Below are 15209 nucleotides of genomic sequence, written 5' to 3' on the forward strand. Positions count from 1 at the left end.
GCCACGGTGACCTGGCGCGAGCAGACGCATAGGTCCCCGGACACGCTGAGAAAAAGGGGCGTTTGCGTCTGCTCGCGGTCGAAGCAGGATGGACGTCATGACCGAGACACGTCCCCCGTTTCCGCCGTTCACTCTCGAAACGGCGATCCAGAAGGTCCAGTCCGCCGAGGACGCCTGGAACACCCGCGACCCGGAGAAGGTCGCCAGCGCCTACACGGTCGACTCGCAGTGGCGTAACCGCGACGAGCATGTCGTCGGCCGCGACGAGATCGTCGCGTTTTTGACCCGTAAGTGGCAGCGCGAGCTGGACTACGTGCTGCGCAAGAGCCTGTGGGCTTTCCAGGGCAATCGCATCGCCGTCCGGTTCCAGTACGAGTGCCGCGACAACGCCGGCCAGTGGTATCGCAGCTACGGCAACGAACTCTGGGAGTTCACCGACACCGGTCTGATGGCGCGGCGGGAAGCCAGCATCAACGACGTCGCGATCGAGGCGTCGCAACGCCGCTACTTCGGTCCCCGCCCAGAAACGGAGCGCGGCCAGGACATCCCGCTCTGGTGATGCCGCCGCCGTCTGCTCGCAGGGGGTCCGCGACGGCCAGTTAGGGTGAGGGCCGATCCACTGGGGTAGGGCAAGTACAAGGAAGCCGATGGCAGAAACGCAGACGACGGTCGGGGTGGTCGCCGAATCCGGGGCCGACGAGCGGCGGGTAGCGCTGGTGCCCAAGGCGGTCGCACCGCTGGTGAAAAGCGGCGTCGCCGTGGTCGTGGAGTCGGGCGCGGGTGAGCGGGCGCTGCTTCCCGATGATCTGTACACCGAAGCCGGCGCCACCATCGGCGACGCCTGGGCCGCCGACGTCGTCGTCAAGGTCGCACCGCCCAGCGCCGACGAGGTAAGCCGGCTCAAGAGCGGGCAGACCCTGATCGGCTTCCTCGCCCCGCGCAACCCCGACAACCAGGTCGAGGCGCTGACGAAGGCCGGCGTCCAGGCGTTCGCGCTGGAATCGATCCCCAGGATCTCCCGGGCGCAGGTGATGGACGCACTGTCGTCGCAAGCCAATGTCGCCGGCTACAAGGCGGTGCTGCTGGCAGCCTCGGAGTCGACCCGGTTTTTTCCGATGCTGACCACCGCGGCAGGCACGGTGAAACCGGCCACCGTGCTGGTGCTCGGGGTGGGCGTGGCCGGCCTGCAAGCACTGGCGACGGCCAAACGGCTGGGGGCCCGCACGTCGGGCTACGACGTGCGGCCCGAAGTGGCCGACCAGGTCCGGTCGGTGGGCGCCCAGTGGCTCGACGTCGGGATCGACGCGTCCGGCGAGGGCGGCTACGCCCGTGAGCTCACCGACGAAGAGCGCGCCCAGCAGCAGAAGGCGTTGGAGGAGGCGATCAGCGGGTTCGACGTGGTGATCACCACTGCGCTGGTGCCGGGCAAGCCCGCGCCGCGGCTGGTGACCGCCGCCGCGGTGGAAGGGATGAAGCCCGGCAGTGTCGTCGTCGATTTGGCCGGTGAGACCGGCGGCAACTGCGAGCTCACCGAACCGGGCGAAACCGTCGTCAAAGAGGACGTCACGATCGCGGCTCCGTTGAACTTGCCGGCGACGATGCCCGAGCACGCCAGCGAGCTCTACAGCAAGAACATCACCGCGCTGCTGGAACTGCTCGTCAAGGACGGTCAGCTGGCCCCGGACTTCGACGACGAGGTCGTCGCGGCGGCCTGCGTGACGCCTTCTGGAGAGGACAGCTAGATGTACGACGAACTGTTGGCCAACCTGGCGATCCTGGTGCTGTCCGGATTCGTCGGGTTCGCCGTGATCTCCAAAGTGCCCAATACCCTGCACACCCCACTGATGTCGGGCACCAACGCCATTCACGGCATCGTGGTGCTCGGTGCGCTGCTGGTGCTCGGGCGTATCGAGCACCCGACGCTCGCCCAGCAGATCATCCTGTTCGTCGCGCTGGTGTTCGGAACGCTGAACGTGATCGGCGGTTTCATCGTCACCGACCGGATGCTGGGCATGTTCAAGGGCAAAAAGCCGGTGCCGGCCAAGTCTGAGGAGTCGGCGGCGAAATGAACTACCTGATCATCGTCCTCTACATCATCGCGTTCTCGATGTTCATTTACGGTCTGATGGGCTTGACCGGCCCCAAGACCGCGGTGCGCGGCAACTGGATCGCCGGGATCGGTATGGCTATCGCGGTGGCCGCCACCCTGGTCCTGATCCGCCACACCGATCATTGGCCGCTGATCATCGCCGGTCTGGTGCTTGGTGTCGTGCTCGGTGTTCCGCCGGCGCGGCTGACCAAGATGACCGCGATGCCGCAACTGGTGGCGTTCTTCAACGGCGTCGGTGGCGGCACCGTGGCGTTGATCGCGCTCTCGGAATTCATCGACACCACCGGGTTTTCCGATTTCCAGCACGGTGAGGAACCGACCGTGCACATCGTGGTGGCGTCGCTGTTTGCGGCGATCATCGGGTCGATCTCGTTCTGGGGTTCGATCATCGCGTTCGGCAAGCTGCAGGAGATCATCTCCGGGCGGCCGATCGGGATCGGCCGGGCGCAGCAACCGCTGAACTTGCTGCTGCTGGCGGCGGCGGTCGCCGCCGCGGTGGTGATCGGGTTGCACGCCCATCCCGGCAGTGGCGGCGTGCCGCTGTGGTGGATGATCGGCCTGCTGGCCGCCGCCGGTGTGCTGGGTCTGATGGTGGTGCTGCCGATCGGCGGCGCCGACATGCCCGTGGTGATCTCGATGCTCAACGCGATGACCGGGCTGTCGGCGGCCGCCGCCGGGCTGGCGCTGAACAACACCGCGATGATCGTCGCCGGCATGATCGTCGGCGCCTCCGGGTCGATCCTGACCAACCTGATGGCCAAGGCGATGAACCGCTCCATCCCGGCGATCGTCGCGGGCGGGTTTGGCGGTGGCGGAGCGGCCCCGGGTGGCGGCGACGGCGGCGACAAGCACGTCAGGTCCACCTCAGCAGCCGACGCCGCGATCCAGATGGCCTATGCCAACCAGGTGATCGTGGTGCCCGGCTACGGGTTGGCGGTCGCCCAGGCCCAACACGCGGTCAAGGACATGGCCAGCATGCTGGAAAACCGCGGAGTGGAGGTCAAATATGCGATCCACCCGGTGGCCGGCCGGATGCCGGGGCACATGAACGTGCTGCTGGCCGAGGCCGAGGTCGACTATGACGCGATGAAAGACATGGACGACATCAACGACGAGTTCGCCCGCACCGACGTCACGCTGGTCATCGGCGCCAACGACGTCACCAACCCGGCGGCCCGCAACGAGGCGTCCAGTCCGATCTATGGCATGCCGATCCTCAACGTGGACAAGTCCAAGTCGGTGATCGTGCTCAAGCGGTCGATGAATTCAGGATTCGCGGGCATCGACAACCCGCTGTTTTACGCCGAGGGCACCACGCTGCTGTTCGGGGACGCCAAGAAGTCCGTGTCAGAAGTGACCGAAGAGCTCAAAGCGCTCTGACGAACAGCCGCAAAGAATCCCTGTGTCGCATCGAAACAGGGGCTTTTGTGTCGGTTGGCGGTGCTTAGACCGGGGGATAGGCCGGCGGCGGGTAGCCGTTACCGTCGACGACGCCGCGCAGACCCCAAGGCACATACCGGAAGAAGAACTCGACCTCGTCGGAAAAGTCGTAGTCGGGATTCGGGTCCATCTGACCACCTCTTCGAGTTGCCTCTTGCTTCGTGGAGCAGTCTAGTCCCATCGGTCAACGTCGCGACAGCCAACACTTAAACTGTCCAACTAGTTGATTGACACCCGGAGACCCTCCGGACCTGCTGATAGTGAGTAGACATGCCATCCGAGAACGGGCAATCCCGCCGCGAGGAGCTGCTGACCGTGGCCACCAAGCTGTTCGCTGCGCGCGGCTACCACGGCACCAGGATGGACGACGTCGCCGATGTGGTCGGCCTGAACAAGGCAACCGTGTACCACTACTACGCCAGTAAGTCATTGATTCTCTACGACATCTACCAGCAGGCTGCCGAGCGCACGTTGGCCGCTGTGCACGACGACCCGTCGATGTCCGCGCGCGAGGCGCTGTATCAGTACACGGTGCGCTTGCTCAACCAGATCGCCGCCAACCCGGAAGGGGCGGCGGTGTATTTCCAGGAACAGCCCTATATCACCGAGTGGTTCACTGAAGAGCAGGTCGCCGCGGTCCGCGAGAAGGAAACCCTGGTCTACGAGCATGTGCACGACCTCATCGACCGCGGGATCGCCAGCGGCGAGTTTTACCCGTGCGACTCCCACGTGCTGGCGTTGGGCTACATCGGGATGACGCTGGGCGCCTACCGATGGCTGCGGCCCAGCGGACGCCGCACGGCCAAGGAAATCGCCGCCGAATTCAGCACCGCGCTGCTGCGTGGCCTGATCCGCGACGAGACCATCCGCGCCGAATCACCGCTGGGTGTCAAAACCGAAATCGAAACAGCCGGTTGAAGTTTTTGACCGCCGGGATCACGCCCAGCAGTTGATACAGCACCCGCTGCGGCTTCAGCGGGATCGGCGCATAGTCGACGATCGGATAGGTCTCGACGAGGCTCAACCGCGGATTCCATTGGCTGAATTCGCGGCCGTCCCTGGTTCCTGACTTGACGATCCCCGAGGTGAAGATCTTGGACATCCGCGGCCCCCATGGCGACCCCAGGTCGGCCAGCAGTTCTCCGCAGGAGAACCGATCGATGACTCGCTGGGTCAACGCTCGCACTTCGGCTTCGGTCAAATACATCAGCAGCCCTTCGGCGATGATCAGCCCGGGACGATTGGCGGGTACCTCGTCGAGCCAGTCCGGGTCGGTCACCGACGACCCGATCATCCGGTAGCCGTCGCTGTCGTCGTACAACCTGCGCCGCAGGTCGATGACCTGCGGGACGTCGACGTCGAACCACTGCACGGCAGCCGGCGGCCGCAGCCGGAACACTCTGGTGTCCAGGCCGCAGCCCAGGTGCAGTACCACCGCATCCGGATGACGGGCCAGGAAATCGGCCGTCCAGGTGTCGAGCTTCTTGGCGCGCAGCGCGACGAGGAACTGGTTGCCCCACGGGTGAAGTGACCGGTGCATCCGGGCGAAGTCGTAGTCGATCCGGTCGACGGCCTCAGCTGCCGCCCGGTCACCCAGAACCGGCTGCGCCAACCGGCTTTCGTAGGCGCGCAGATACAGCGTGCACAGGTTGGTCCACTCCACCGATCCCCATGGCACTGCAGTGAAGTCGATCTTGTCCGACATACCCCTCCATCTTGAGGGGTCGGCGCGCATCGTCGATGGCCGACCCGCAGACTGATTGCCATGGCTGAAATCTTCGGGTTGGACGGAAAGGTCGCCGTGGTGACCGGCGGCGGCCGCGGTATCGGTGTGATGATGGCGCGCGGCCTGCTGCAGGCCGGCGCAACGGTGTATCTGTCCAGCCGCAAGGAAGCCGAGCTGGAGGCGGCCGTCGCGGAGTTGTCCGCTCACGGCGCGGTCCATGCCGTCCCCGCCGATCTCGGCACCTCCGAGGGGGTGCAGGCGCTCACTGCGGCGCTGGCGGGCCGGGAGGACGCGATCCACGCGTTGTTCAACAATGCCGGCGCGGCGTGGGGAGCGCCGTTCGCCGAGTTCCCGGAATCCGGCTTCGACAAGGTCTTCAACGTCAACGTCAAGGGACTGTTTTTGTTGACCCGCGCACTGGTGCCGATGCTGACCGCGGGGGCAACCGATGACGATCCGGCGCGGGTGATCAACACCGGCAGCATCGATGGGATCGTGGCCCCCGAACGCGGCAGGGACAACTTCTCCTACAGCGCCAGCAAGGCTGCCGTGCACATGCTGACCACGCATCTGGCCGGTGAATTGGCGCCGCGGATTCTGGTCAACGCAATCGCGCCCGGCCTCTTCCAATCCCGGATGACCAAGGAGTTGTTGCGTGCCGGACCGGCCGCGGTGGGCTCGCTGTTGCCGCTGGGGCGGATCGGCCAGCCCGACGACATGGCCGGCATCGCGGTATTTCTCGCCAGCCGCGCCAGCTCCTACATCACCGGTGCGGTGATTCCCGTCGACGGCGCCGCCAGCGTCATTCGCTAGGCCGCTGGGGCCTTGACTGATCGGCCCACCCTCAGGCGGCCAGGTGCTTGTCGAGGAACACGATCTGGTCGGCCACAACGCGCTCGAAGGCGGCGTCGACGTAGATCGCGAAATGGCCCTCGGGATAGGTCTTGACCTCACCGCGGGGCGCTTCGGAGGCGTAGCGCAGGGTGGGGCGCGCGGGCGCCACCGAGTCGGTTTCGCAGACACAGAACAGGATTGGGCACCGCACCCGTGCGGCCAGCCGGCCCGGCCGGTAAGTCAAGATCTTCAAGCCGATTCGGGCGGCGACCTGGTTGGGCAACTGTGCCCCCTCGGGCACCAGCCGCATATACCCGGGATATGCATCGGGCGTGTTCATCAATGCGACCTCGCCGGGATTGCCTGCTGCGGCGACCATTACCGGCGGCTTTCCCAGTCCGGCGGCAACCAAATCCCGAACTCCCAGTGCGGTGATGCGCGCGGTGGTCAACGGGTTGAGCGTGCGCGCCGACGCGAGACCGTCGGTAAACGGACATTGCGCGACGACGGCGGCGATGCGCGGCAGCCGGGCGGCCGTTGCGATCACGTGCCCGCCGCTAAACGACGTGCCCCACAAGCCGATTCGATCGCCGTCAATGTCAGCGAGGGTGCGGGCATAAGCTACCGCGGCGACCCAGTCTTGTAGTTGCATTCCGATGTCGAGGAGTTGGCGCGGTTGACCCTCGCTGTCGCCGAAGTTGCGGTAGTCGAACACCAGACACGCGTAACCAGCCGCACTGAAGCGCTCGGCGTAGGCGTCGAGCCGCATCGTGCGCACCGCGCCCAGCCCGTGCGCCATCACCAGCAACGGAGCGTTGCCGGCGGTGTCCGGCCGGTAGAGCCAGGCGCTGACCCGGTCATGCCCGGAGTTGAACCAGACATCATCACGTTGCACCATGTGCCGCATCATTCCGTACCGTGGCGTGATACGAAAGACTGCGGAGGATGCGGTGAAATCGACTTTGCTCTCGCGGCGAGACCTGGACTTCTTGCTCTTCGAGTGGTTGCGAATCGACGAGCTGACCAAGCGCGAACGTTTTGCCGAGCACTCTCGTGAAACGTTCGCCGACGTGCTCGAGTTGTGCGAGCAGTTGGCGACGCGTTATTTCGCACCGCACAACAAGAAAAGCGACGCCCAAGAGCCCAGTTTCGACGGCTCGACGGTCACGATGATTCCGGAAGTGAAAGAAGCGCTGGACGCGGTGGCCGGCGCCGACCTGCTCGGCGTGGGCATGGACCACGAGCTGGGCGGGGCCCAACTGCCGGCGACCGTGGCGCAAGCGGGCCTCGCCTGGCTCTCGGCGGCCAACGTCAGCACCGCGGGCTACCTGATGCTCACGATTGCCAACGCGAATCTGATCGCCAAGTTCGGCACCGCCGACCAGGTGGCGCGCTTCGTCCAGCCGATGCTGGCCGGCCGGTTCTCCGGGACTATGTGCCTGTCCGAGACGCAGGCGGGCTCCTCGCTGGCCGATATCACCACCCGCGCTGAACCCTGCGACGACGGCGGCTACCGGCTGTTCGGGTCGAAGATGTGGATCTCCGGCGGGGACCACGAACTGACCGACAACATCGTGCACCTGGTGTTGGCCAAGATCCCCGGCGGCCCCGCCGGCACCAAGGGCATCTCGCTGTTCATCGTTCCCAAGTACCTCGTCGGCGACGACGGTGCGGTAGGTGAGCGCAACGACGTCGTGTTGGCCGGTCTCAACCACAAGATGGGTTTTCGCGGAATCACCAACACCGTGCTGAACTTCGGCGAGGGCGCCTTCCGGCCCGGCGGGCAACCGGGCGCCGTCGGCTACCTGGTCGGCGAACCGCATCGCGGCATTGCCCAGATGTTCCACATGATGAACGAAGCCCGGCTCGGTGTCGGCATGGGCGCGATCGCGTTGGGCTACACCGGATATCTGAAGTCGCTACAGTACGCCCGTGAGCGGCCTCAAGGGCGGCCGCCGACAGCGAAAGACCTAGCGGCACCGCAGGTTCCGATTATCGACCATGCGGACGTCAAACGCATGTTGCTGGCCCAGAAATCTTACGTGGAAGGCGCCATGGCGTTGGCGCTGTACTGTGGCAGGCTCGTCGACATCCAGCACAGCGCAGAATCGGCCGACGAACTCGACGACGCCACATTGCTGTTGGACATCTTGACGCCGGTCGCCAAAAGCTGGCCGTCGCAGTGGTGTCTGGAAGCCAACAACCTCGCGATCCAAGTCCACGGTGGCTACGGCTACACCCGCGAGTACGACGTCGAACAGCACTACCGTGACAATCGCCTCAATCCGATCCACGAGGGGACGCATGGCATCCAGAGCCTGGACCTGTTGGGCCGCAAGGTCGTCCAGCGCAACGGCGCCAGCCTCGCTGCGCTCAACAACGCGATCTCTGAAAGCGTCCGTGCCGCCGATGCGGCCGGCGGCGAACTGGCCGAGTTCGCCGCACAGCTAGGCGCCGTGAGCCAGCGCTTGAGTGCCGTCACGGCGACGATGTTCGGATCCGGCGACATCGACGCGGCGTTGGCCAACAGCGCGATTTACCTCGAGGCCTTCGGGCACATCGCGGTCGCCTGGATGTGGCTCGAGCAGATGTTGGCCGCCCGCGACAAGACCGGCGACTTCTACGACGGCAAGCGCCAGGCCGGCTGTTACTTCTTCCGTTACGAGTTACCTAAGACCGCACCACAACTCGATCTGTTGGAGAGCCTGGACCGCACCACGTTGGAAATGCGCCCGGACTGGTTCTGACCGATGAGTGTTGCGCAGGCGCTGGCGGCGGTGGTCGGCGCCAGTCACGTCAGCACCGAGCCCGATGTGCTGGCGAGTCGCAGCGTAGACCACACCGGCCGATACCAGGGCCGCGCCACTGCGCTGGTACGGCCGGGCTCGGCCGATGAAGTCGCCGAGGTTTTGCGGCTGTGCCGCGATGCCGGGGCGCACGTCACCATCCAGGGCGGGCGCACCTCGCTGGTAGCCGGCACCGTGCCCGAGTACGACGATGTGCTGCTCGCCACCGAGCGGCTGTGTCAGGTCGGCCAGGTCGACACCGCCGAGCGTCGCCTCCGGGCCGGGGCAGGTGCCACGTTGGCGGCGGTGCAGCGGGCCGCCGATGCTGCCGGACTGCTGTTCGGTGTCGACTTGGCCGCACGTGACACCGCCACCGTCGGTGGCATGGCCTCCACCAACGCCGGCGGGCTGCGCACCGTGCGTTACGGAGATATGGCCGAGCAGGTGGCCGGACTGGATGTCGCGCTGCCCGACGGGACGGTCGTGCGCCGACACAGCCGGGTGCGCGCCGACAACACTGGCTACGACCTCGCGAGCCTGTTCGTCGGCGCCGAAGGCACATTGGGTGTCATCACCGGGCTGGAACTGCGACTGCGCCCCACCCCGTCGCATCGGGTGACCGCAGTGTGCGGATTTGCCGAATTGTCGGCGCTCGTCGATGCCGAACAGCGATTTCGCGACCTTGACAGCATCGCCGCTTTGGAACTTGTCGATGGCCGAGCCGCCGGGCTGGCCGGTGAACGGCTGGGCATCGCGACACCGGTGGCCGGCGCCTGGTTGCTGTTGGTGGAACTGGCGGCCGACCACGACCAGACCGAGCGGCTTGCCGACACATTGGCGGGCGTCACGATGTGCGGCGAGCCTGCAGTGGGCGTCGACCTGGCTGCGCAGCAACGGTTGTGGCGGGTCCGTGAATCGACGGCTGAGATCCTCGGTACGTACGGGCCGCCGCTGAAATTCGATGTGTCGCTGCCGCTTTCGGTGGTTGCTCGGTTCGCCGCCGACGCGGAGATGCTGATTCGCCGCCGCGCTGCCGATGCCATCCCGGTCCTGTTCGGGCACATCGGCGAGGGCAACCTGCACCTCAACGTATTGCGCTGTGGGGTCGATCAGGAACGCGAGATCTACCCGGCGATGATGCAGTTGATCGCCGACTGCGGCGGCAACGTCAGCTCCGAGCACGGCGTCGGGAGTCGCAAACGCCGCTACGTCGGTATGTCCCGCGAGCCGAGCGACATCGCAGCGATGCGGATCGTCAAGTCGGCCTTCGACCCGACGGGCTACCTCAACGCGGCGGTGCTGTTCGACTGATACCCACCGCGTGCCGCAACTGGGCGAGGAATTGATCGGCGTCGTCGCTTCGCACGATGTAATGCGAGATCGCCACCCGGATCGCGGTCGCGGCCTTCACCGCGCCACCCGGCCCTGGCATGAGCCGCTGCAGGCCGGCCCGCATGACCGGTATGACACGCGAGAATTCGGTGATCACGTGCTCGGGTTCGATGTCGACCATGCGCACTCCGGTGTAGGAGTGCTGATAGTCGACGATGAATCGCAGTGCGGCATCGAGCTTGTCGACGCCTTTGAGGCCGGCCGTCGCCCGGCTTAGACCGCTGTCGAAGGTTTGCCGCTCATAACGCGAGAACGCGGACAGTAATTCGTCTTTCGACGGAAACCAGCGGTACAGCGTCGGGCGGGAAACACCGGCTTGGCTGGCAACGTCGGAGAGGCTGAGCTTGCGCTTGCCGTTGCGACCGAGTACCTCGGCGGTGGCCGCAAGGATCCGCTGCTGGGTCGAGGTATCGCCCCCGGACATCGTGTCCACATCCGAACCTTTACAAAATATTGTTGAAGTGTCACGCTGTCGTGGTGCCACCCTCAACGGCGTCTGTGATTCTAGCCGTGAGCACCGGGGATCTCGGCGTAAAGCGGGACAGATCGTGAGGACTCGATGACCGGCTACAGCGCTTTCGACATCACCTCGCACCAATTCTGGAGCCAGCCCTTCACCGTCCGGGACGAGACTTTCGCCCGGTTGCGCGCGGGTGACGGGTTGACCTGGCATCCGCCACTACCGTCGTTGTTTCCGGTGGAAGAGCCGGGGTTTTGGGCGCTGACCCGGCGCGAGGACATCGTCTACGCCAGCCAGCATCCTGAACTGTTCAGCTCCGCCCAAGGCGTGGCGCTGGATCCGATGCCCGCCGAAGTCCAGCGCATCGCAACCTTTTTCTTGACGATGGACCCACCGCAGCACACCGTGTATCGGCAGCTGATCAGCTCGGCATTCACACCGCGCAACATCCGGCTGATCGACGACCAGATCCACAAGAACGCGGTCAGCATCGTCGACGACCTCGTCGGTGCGGGCGACATCGACTTCGTCGCGGCATGTGCGGCGCGGCTGCCGATGATGACGATCGCCGACATGCTCGGTGTGGCACCCGCGGATCGCGAAACCGTCGCGAAGGCCGCCGAGAAGCTGTTCAGTATGAGCGACGACGAGTACAGCACGCTGGAGGAGCGGGCCGCCGACACCGTCAACGAGATGATCTTCTTGAGTAACTGCGGCATCGAACTGGCCAAATTCCGGCGGCGCCATCCCGCCGATGACTTGATGACCAGCATCGTCAACGCCGAAGTCGACGGCCACCGGTTGACCGACGAGGAAGTGGGCGCCTTTTTGGTGCTGCTAGCGTCCGCCGGCAACGACACCACCAAACAGACCACCACGCACGCGATGATGGCACTGGCGGCCAACCCCGCCCAGCGCGACTGGCTGGTGGCCGACTTCGACGCGCGAATCGGTTTGGCCGCTGAGGAATTCGTGCGTTGGGCGACGCCGGTGATGCAGTTCGCGCGCTTCGCCACGACCGACACCGAGATCGCGGGCCAGCCGATCAAAGCCGGGGACAAGCTGGGGCTGTTCTACTGCTCGGCCAACCGGGACGAAAACGTGTTCAGCCAACCACACACCTTCGACCTGCAGCGCTCACCCAACCCGCACCTGGGCTTCGGTGGCGGCGGTCCACATTTCTGCCTGGGCAACCGGCTGGCCAAAACCGAGTTGCGCCACCTGTTCCACGAACTACTGACCCGCCTGGAACGGATCGAATTCGGCGAACCGGATTTCCTCTACAGCAATTTCGTGCACGGCATCAAGCGGGTCTCGGCGTTCGTCCGCTAGCTAACCGCGGCGGCGCACCAGCACCGACTGCTGGATGCCGCCGATCGCGCCGCGTTCGTCGAACAGCGTGCCGATCGTCGTGCCGATTCCGTCGGGCCCGTAGTTGGTTTCCGCCCGGATCCCGATCCAGTTGCCCTCGGGGATTCGGTGCACATGAACGACGAGGTCGGTGTTGAGGAACGTCCACTTCCTGATGTCGAGTTTGGCTCCGATGCCGTTGGCGTCGTCAGCTACCGCGAAGAGCCGCTCCAGCTGTGTCATCGTCTCGCCCTTGACCAGATCGACCGTCGGGCTTATCCACGACTCGCCGGGTCCGTCGTTGAGCGGCGGGGTCAGCCAACGCCAGTCGAGGCTGTGCACATAGTTGCGGTCCCAGTCCTTTTCGAGGTTGCGGCTGCGCGCCTCACCGAGCGGCCGCAGCGGTGGTGCGGCGGCGTGCGCCACATCGTGGGTGTCCTGCTGCGCCAGCCGCCAGCCGCTGGCGCGGGCGACCGGCCGGGGCCGGCCGTCGGGGCCCGGGGCCAGCATTTCGGTGCTGACCAGCTCGATCTGTTTACCGGAGCGCTCCAGTTGCGAACGAACCCACAAGTCGCCCTCGGCGGGAACGGGTCCGAGCAGGTCGACCACGACCCTGCTCAATCGGGTGTCGTCGCGTTGGTCGCACCGCTCGAGGCCGCGCACCAACAGCGCCGACACCGGTGCGGCATGCTGGATTACCGCTGACCACGTACTGCGTACCAGATCGGTCGCGACGAACTTCTCGCCCAGCGGGTCGGCGGCGTCGATCAGTTCGTAATAGGAGTCGGTCATCGTTCACCTTTCAGGGCAGTCCGGCGCCGGGGATGTCGACGGTGACCGTGTCGAGGCGGGAGAGCCGAGTGCCGACCAGCCGTTTGGGGTAGGCGTCGGTGCTCGACAGGAGAAACAGCGTGCGGCGCTCGGGCCCGCCGAGCGTGCAGGCGATCGCGGCGCGCCCCTCCATTTCGATGCGGTCAGTAACGTTGCCGCCATGGGTAATTCGTTCAAACTGGCATGCCAACGTCATTGACGTCCATACCCCGCCTGCGGCATCGAGCGCAATACCGTCGGGCGGGCCGTCGAGGTTGTCGGCGAATACGTGCCGGTCGGAGAGCCCGCCGTCGTCGTCGATACGGAATCCGGTGAGCCGGCGGCCGATCGACTCTGCGACGATCAGCCGCCGCCGGTCCGGGGTGATCACCATGCCGTTGGGAAAGTCGAGATCGTCGGCCACCACAGTCACCGAGTCGTCGGGGTCGAGCCGCACGATGACGCCGCCGTTGAACGCTTGCGAGCCGATGTAAGCACGCGCGGCATCGTCGACGACCATGTCCCCGAGCCCGGCTGGCACGGCATCGGTGAGATCGGCTGCGGTGGTGATGGTTTCGCCGTCGTAGCACAGCACGAGTCGGTCTTCGGCGGAAGCGATCAGTAAGGATCCATCGGGCCGGAAACCCAGCCCGGACGGCGTGTGACCGGGCAGCGGCAGCGTCGTCATCGACCCGCCCAGCGTGACGGTGTGTACCGCCTCGCCCAGCATGTCGGAGAACCACAGCAGGCCTTCGAACCAGCGCGGGCCTTCCCCGAAGCAGAACCCGTTGGCCAGCGGCGTGGGCGTCATCCGAGTTCTCGACCTACGGCAGCGTGGTACGCATCGATGTAGGCGGGGTTGACGATCCGGAAGAACGCATCCGGGAGCGGGGTCTCTTTGTCGGCTTCGATCGTCATCGTGCGGGTGAACAGCGTGACGCCCTGTCCCGGGTTGGTGAAGTGATATTCGATGGTCATGCGGCCCGCCAGGCCGCCGTTGCCGTCGTGATCGTGCCCCAGCCGCCCGACCGAGTTGAACACAAACAGCTTGGGCCGCATGGCGATGGCCAGATGCCAGGTGAACAGCTTGTCGCCGGCGGGACCTGCTTCCACCCAGGTGTCACCGACCTGCAGCGGAACCTGCGGCAGATCGCCGATGTGCGCGCTGCCGGGGTAGGTCTTCGTCCAGTTGGCCGGATTGGTGACGAAGTCGTAGACGGTCTCGGCGCAGTGGGTGAATGCCGTCTGGGAGCTCGTGGTGACGATGCCCAATCTCGTGCCTTTCTGCTCGGCCGACCGACTTGGCCGATAGCTTTACATATATGTTCCAAAGTGTCACGCTGTAGGCCATGACGACCGAAGCCGATCAGACCCAATGGTCAGTGTCCGGACTGCTCGACCTGTTCGACGTGCAGACCGACGGTACCGACCGGTTCACCGGTGACACCGGACTTGCCGGCGCGGACGAGCGTCAGGTGGTCGAGGGTACGCAGGTGCTCGCACAGGTGATTGTCGCTGCGGCCAAACGGTTCCCGGAGAAATCGGTGCGTTCTGCGCATGCGGTGTTCGCCCGCGCCGTGACGGTGGGCCCGCCGGTCGAGCTCGAGATCGATGTCGTACACGAAGGGCGGTCGACTGCCACCGCAGTCGTGGCTGCCGTGCAGAACGGTCGGCGCTGTGTGACGGTGACCGTGCTGGCTGACGTACCCTCGGCCGATGTCATCAGCCACCACCTGCCACGGCCGGAGGTGACCGCGCCCGCCGACGCCAACGTGTCGGAGATGCCGATGATCGGACGACAGGTGCGGCTGGTCGACGTGGTCGATGTCAACAGTCCCGACGAGGTGGGACCGCCGGAGTTGTATGCCTGGCTGCACTACGACCCGATCCCCACGCGCGACGACCTGGCCAAGGCATTGATCGCCTACTTCACCGGCCACCTGGGCATCTCGACCACGATGCGCGCACATGCCGGAATCGGCACCAGCCAGTCGCATCTGACGGTGTCCACCGCGCCGATGACCGTGACGGTCAGCTTCCACGAACCCGCGCGCTGGGCCGGCTGGCTGCTCTACACGCACGAAAGCACCCAGGTCGGCGCCGGCATGTCGTATGTCCGCGGCGCGGTGCACACCGAGGACGGCGAACTGCTGGCGTCGTTCACCCAGGAAGCGTTGATCCGGCCGCTGCGCCAGACCGATACCGGGATCGCGGTGCAGTCGCGGCTCTAACAGATGTGTGCCTCACCTGCCGAGCCTGCGCCTACCGCGCCGAGACTGCATACACAGCGCAAATTTTCGC

17 protein-coding genes are annotated in these 15209 nt (G+C 65.6%); 10 read left to right on the plus strand and 7 right to left on the minus strand.

Going from position 1 to position 15209, the window contains the following annotated elements; genetic code table 11:
• Positions 1-97 precede the first annotated feature (97 nt).
• From AC5Y49_RS21770 to AC5Y49_RS21785, 4 genes are all read left to right on the plus strand, one after another.
• Positions 98-559 carry a nuclear transport factor 2 family protein gene (locus AC5Y49_RS21770; RefSeq protein ID WP_499891123.1) on the plus strand — a complete coding sequence of 154 codons (462 nt, stop codon included), beginning with the start codon at positions 98-100 and terminating at the stop codon, positions 557-559.
• A gap of 88 nt (positions 560-647) precedes the next feature.
• Complete coding sequence (locus AC5Y49_RS21775; protein WP_499891125.1) at positions 648-1742, plus strand: Re/Si-specific NAD(P)(+) transhydrogenase subunit alpha; 1095 nt, start codon at positions 648-650, stop codon at positions 1740-1742.
• Positions 1743-2069 carry an NAD(P) transhydrogenase subunit alpha part 2 gene (locus tag AC5Y49_RS21780; RefSeq protein WP_499891126.1) on the plus strand — a complete coding sequence of 109 codons (327 nt, stop codon included), beginning with the start codon at positions 1743-1745 and terminating at the stop codon, positions 2067-2069. It abuts the gene before it with no gap.
• Positions 2066-3490 (plus strand): NAD(P)(+) transhydrogenase (Re/Si-specific) subunit beta, encoded by a 1425-nt coding sequence (locus AC5Y49_RS21785; protein ID WP_499891127.1) that lies wholly within the window; start codon positions 2066-2068, stop codon positions 3488-3490. The genes AC5Y49_RS21780 and AC5Y49_RS21785 overlap by 4 nt, the downstream gene beginning before the upstream one ends.
• A gap of 64 nt (positions 3491-3554) precedes the next feature.
• Here AC5Y49_RS21785 and AC5Y49_RS21790 read toward each other — a convergent pair whose 3' ends face one another.
• Positions 3555-3680, minus strand: coding sequence for a hypothetical protein (locus AC5Y49_RS21790; RefSeq protein ID WP_156657862.1), 126 nt, complete (start codon positions 3678-3680; stop codon positions 3555-3557).
• A 140-nt stretch (positions 3681-3820) separates the two neighbouring features.
• Here AC5Y49_RS21790 and AC5Y49_RS21795 point away from each other — a divergent pair, with 140 nt between their 5' ends.
• On the plus strand, positions 3821-4468 hold the full coding sequence (locus AC5Y49_RS21795; protein ID WP_499891128.1) for a TetR/AcrR family transcriptional regulator: 648 nt from the start codon (positions 3821-3823) through the stop codon (positions 4466-4468).
• On the opposite strand, the gene AC5Y49_RS21800 is transcribed toward AC5Y49_RS21795, so the two are convergent.
• Positions 4440-5255: a class I SAM-dependent methyltransferase gene (locus AC5Y49_RS21800; RefSeq protein WP_499891130.1), complete on the minus strand. Its 816-nt coding sequence runs from the start codon at positions 5253-5255 to the stop codon at positions 4440-4442. The two genes, AC5Y49_RS21795 and AC5Y49_RS21800, sit on opposite strands and share 29 nt — an antisense overlap.
• A 60-nt stretch (positions 5256-5315) precedes the next feature.
• Between AC5Y49_RS21800 and AC5Y49_RS21805 the strand changes: the two genes are divergently transcribed.
• Positions 5316-6089 carry an SDR family oxidoreductase gene (locus tag AC5Y49_RS21805; RefSeq protein ID WP_499891132.1) on the plus strand — a complete coding sequence of 258 codons (774 nt, stop codon included), beginning with the start codon at positions 5316-5318 and terminating at the stop codon, positions 6087-6089.
• A 31-nt stretch (positions 6090-6120) separates the two neighbouring features.
• On the opposite strand, the gene AC5Y49_RS21810 is transcribed toward AC5Y49_RS21805, so the two are convergent.
• Positions 6121-7008 (minus strand): alpha/beta hydrolase, encoded by an 888-nt coding sequence (locus AC5Y49_RS21810; protein ID WP_499891134.1) that lies wholly within the window; start codon positions 7006-7008, stop codon positions 6121-6123.
• A 52-nt stretch (positions 7009-7060) separates the two neighbouring features.
• On the opposite strand from AC5Y49_RS21810, the gene AC5Y49_RS21815 reads away from it, so the two are divergent.
• Both AC5Y49_RS21815 and AC5Y49_RS21820 read left to right on the plus strand, forming a co-directional pair.
• Positions 7061-8857: an acyl-CoA dehydrogenase gene (locus AC5Y49_RS21815; RefSeq protein ID WP_499891136.1), complete on the plus strand. Its 1797-nt coding sequence runs from the start codon at positions 7061-7063 to the stop codon at positions 8855-8857.
• Between the two features lie 3 nt (positions 8858-8860).
• A complete protein-coding gene (locus AC5Y49_RS21820; protein ID WP_499891138.1) occupies positions 8861-10207 on the plus strand; it encodes an FAD-binding oxidoreductase in 1347 nt (448 codons plus the stop codon).
• Here AC5Y49_RS21820 and AC5Y49_RS21825 read toward each other — a convergent pair.
• Complete coding sequence (locus tag AC5Y49_RS21825; protein ID WP_499891169.1) at positions 10182-10712, minus strand: TetR/AcrR family transcriptional regulator; 531 nt, start codon at positions 10710-10712, stop codon at positions 10182-10184. The two genes, AC5Y49_RS21820 and AC5Y49_RS21825, sit on opposite strands and share 26 nt — an antisense overlap.
• Positions 10713-10847: 135 nt before the next feature.
• On the opposite strand from AC5Y49_RS21825, the gene AC5Y49_RS21830 reads away from it, so the two are divergent.
• Positions 10848-12080, plus strand: coding sequence for a cytochrome P450 (locus AC5Y49_RS21830; RefSeq protein ID WP_499891139.1), 1233 nt, complete (start codon positions 10848-10850; stop codon positions 12078-12080).
• On the opposite strand, the gene AC5Y49_RS21835 is transcribed toward AC5Y49_RS21830, so the two are convergent.
• The 3 genes from AC5Y49_RS21835 to AC5Y49_RS21845 are packed head-to-tail and all read right to left on the minus strand — an operon-like array spanning position 12081 to position 14180.
• The gene (locus AC5Y49_RS21835) at positions 12081-12890 is read right to left on the minus strand and encodes a thioesterase family protein (protein WP_499891141.1); all 810 of its coding nucleotides are present in this window, start codon (positions 12888-12890) and stop codon (positions 12081-12083) included.
• 10 nt (positions 12891-12900) lie between these two features.
• Complete coding sequence (locus tag AC5Y49_RS21840) at positions 12901-13719, minus strand: SMP-30/gluconolactonase/LRE family protein (RefSeq protein ID WP_499891144.1); 819 nt, start codon at positions 13717-13719, stop codon at positions 12901-12903.
• Positions 13716-14180: an SRPBCC family protein gene (locus AC5Y49_RS21845; protein WP_499891146.1), complete on the minus strand. Its 465-nt coding sequence runs from the start codon at positions 14178-14180 to the stop codon at positions 13716-13718. Before AC5Y49_RS21845 ends, AC5Y49_RS21840 begins: the two co-directional genes overlap by 4 nt.
• 77 nt (positions 14181-14257) lie before the next feature.
• Here AC5Y49_RS21845 and AC5Y49_RS21850 point away from each other — a divergent pair, with 77 nt between their 5' ends.
• Complete coding sequence (locus AC5Y49_RS21850) at positions 14258-15139, plus strand: acyl-CoA thioesterase (RefSeq protein WP_499891148.1); 882 nt, start codon at positions 14258-14260, stop codon at positions 15137-15139.
• Positions 15140-15209: the final 70 nt, after the last annotated feature.

The organism is Mycobacterium sp. NGS62, from assembly GCF_059812285.1.

Bases quoted from the DNA above. Each gene is read 5' to 3' on its own strand.
- AC5Y49_RS21785 (WP_499891127.1), top strand. From the start codon at position 2,066: ATGAACTACCTGATCATCGTCCTCTACATCATCGCGTTCTCGATGTTC.
- AC5Y49_RS21795 (WP_499891128.1), top strand. From the start codon at position 3,821: ATGCCATCCGAGAACGGGCAATCCCGCCGCGAGGAGCTGCTGACCGTG.
- AC5Y49_RS21790 (WP_156657862.1), bottom strand. From the start codon at position 3,680: ATGGACCCGAATCCCGACTACGACTTTTCCGACGAGGTCGAGTTCTTC.
- AC5Y49_RS21805 (WP_499891132.1), top strand. From the start codon at position 5,316: ATGGCTGAAATCTTCGGGTTGGACGGAAAGGTCGCCGTGGTGACCGGC.
- AC5Y49_RS21840 (WP_499891144.1), bottom strand. From the start codon at position 13,719: ATGACGCCCACGCCGCTGGCCAACGGGTTCTGCTTCGGGGAAGGCCCG.
- AC5Y49_RS21850 (WP_499891148.1), top strand. From the start codon at position 14,258: ATGACGACCGAAGCCGATCAGACCCAATGGTCAGTGTCCGGACTGCTC.
- AC5Y49_RS21770 (WP_499891123.1), top strand. From the start codon at position 98: ATGACCGAGACACGTCCCCCGTTTCCGCCGTTCACTCTCGAAACGGCG.
- AC5Y49_RS21810 (WP_499891134.1), bottom strand. From the start codon at position 7,008: ATGGTGCAACGTGATGATGTCTGGTTCAACTCCGGGCATGACCGGGTC.
- AC5Y49_RS21800 (WP_499891130.1), bottom strand. From the start codon at position 5,255: ATGTCGGACAAGATCGACTTCACTGCAGTGCCATGGGGATCGGTGGAG.
- AC5Y49_RS21820 (WP_499891138.1), top strand. From the start codon at position 8,861: ATGAGTGTTGCGCAGGCGCTGGCGGCGGTGGTCGGCGCCAGTCACGTC.
- AC5Y49_RS21775 (WP_499891125.1), top strand. From the start codon at position 648: ATGGCAGAAACGCAGACGACGGTCGGGGTGGTCGCCGAATCCGGGGCC.
- AC5Y49_RS21830 (WP_499891139.1), top strand. From the start codon at position 10,848: ATGACCGGCTACAGCGCTTTCGACATCACCTCGCACCAATTCTGGAGC.
- AC5Y49_RS21780 (WP_499891126.1), top strand. From the start codon at position 1,743: ATGTACGACGAACTGTTGGCCAACCTGGCGATCCTGGTGCTGTCCGGA.
- AC5Y49_RS21825 (WP_499891169.1), bottom strand. From the start codon at position 10,712: ATGTCCGGGGGCGATACCTCGACCCAGCAGCGGATCCTTGCGGCCACC.
- AC5Y49_RS21835 (WP_499891141.1), bottom strand. From the start codon at position 12,890: ATGACCGACTCCTATTACGAACTGATCGACGCCGCCGACCCGCTGGGC.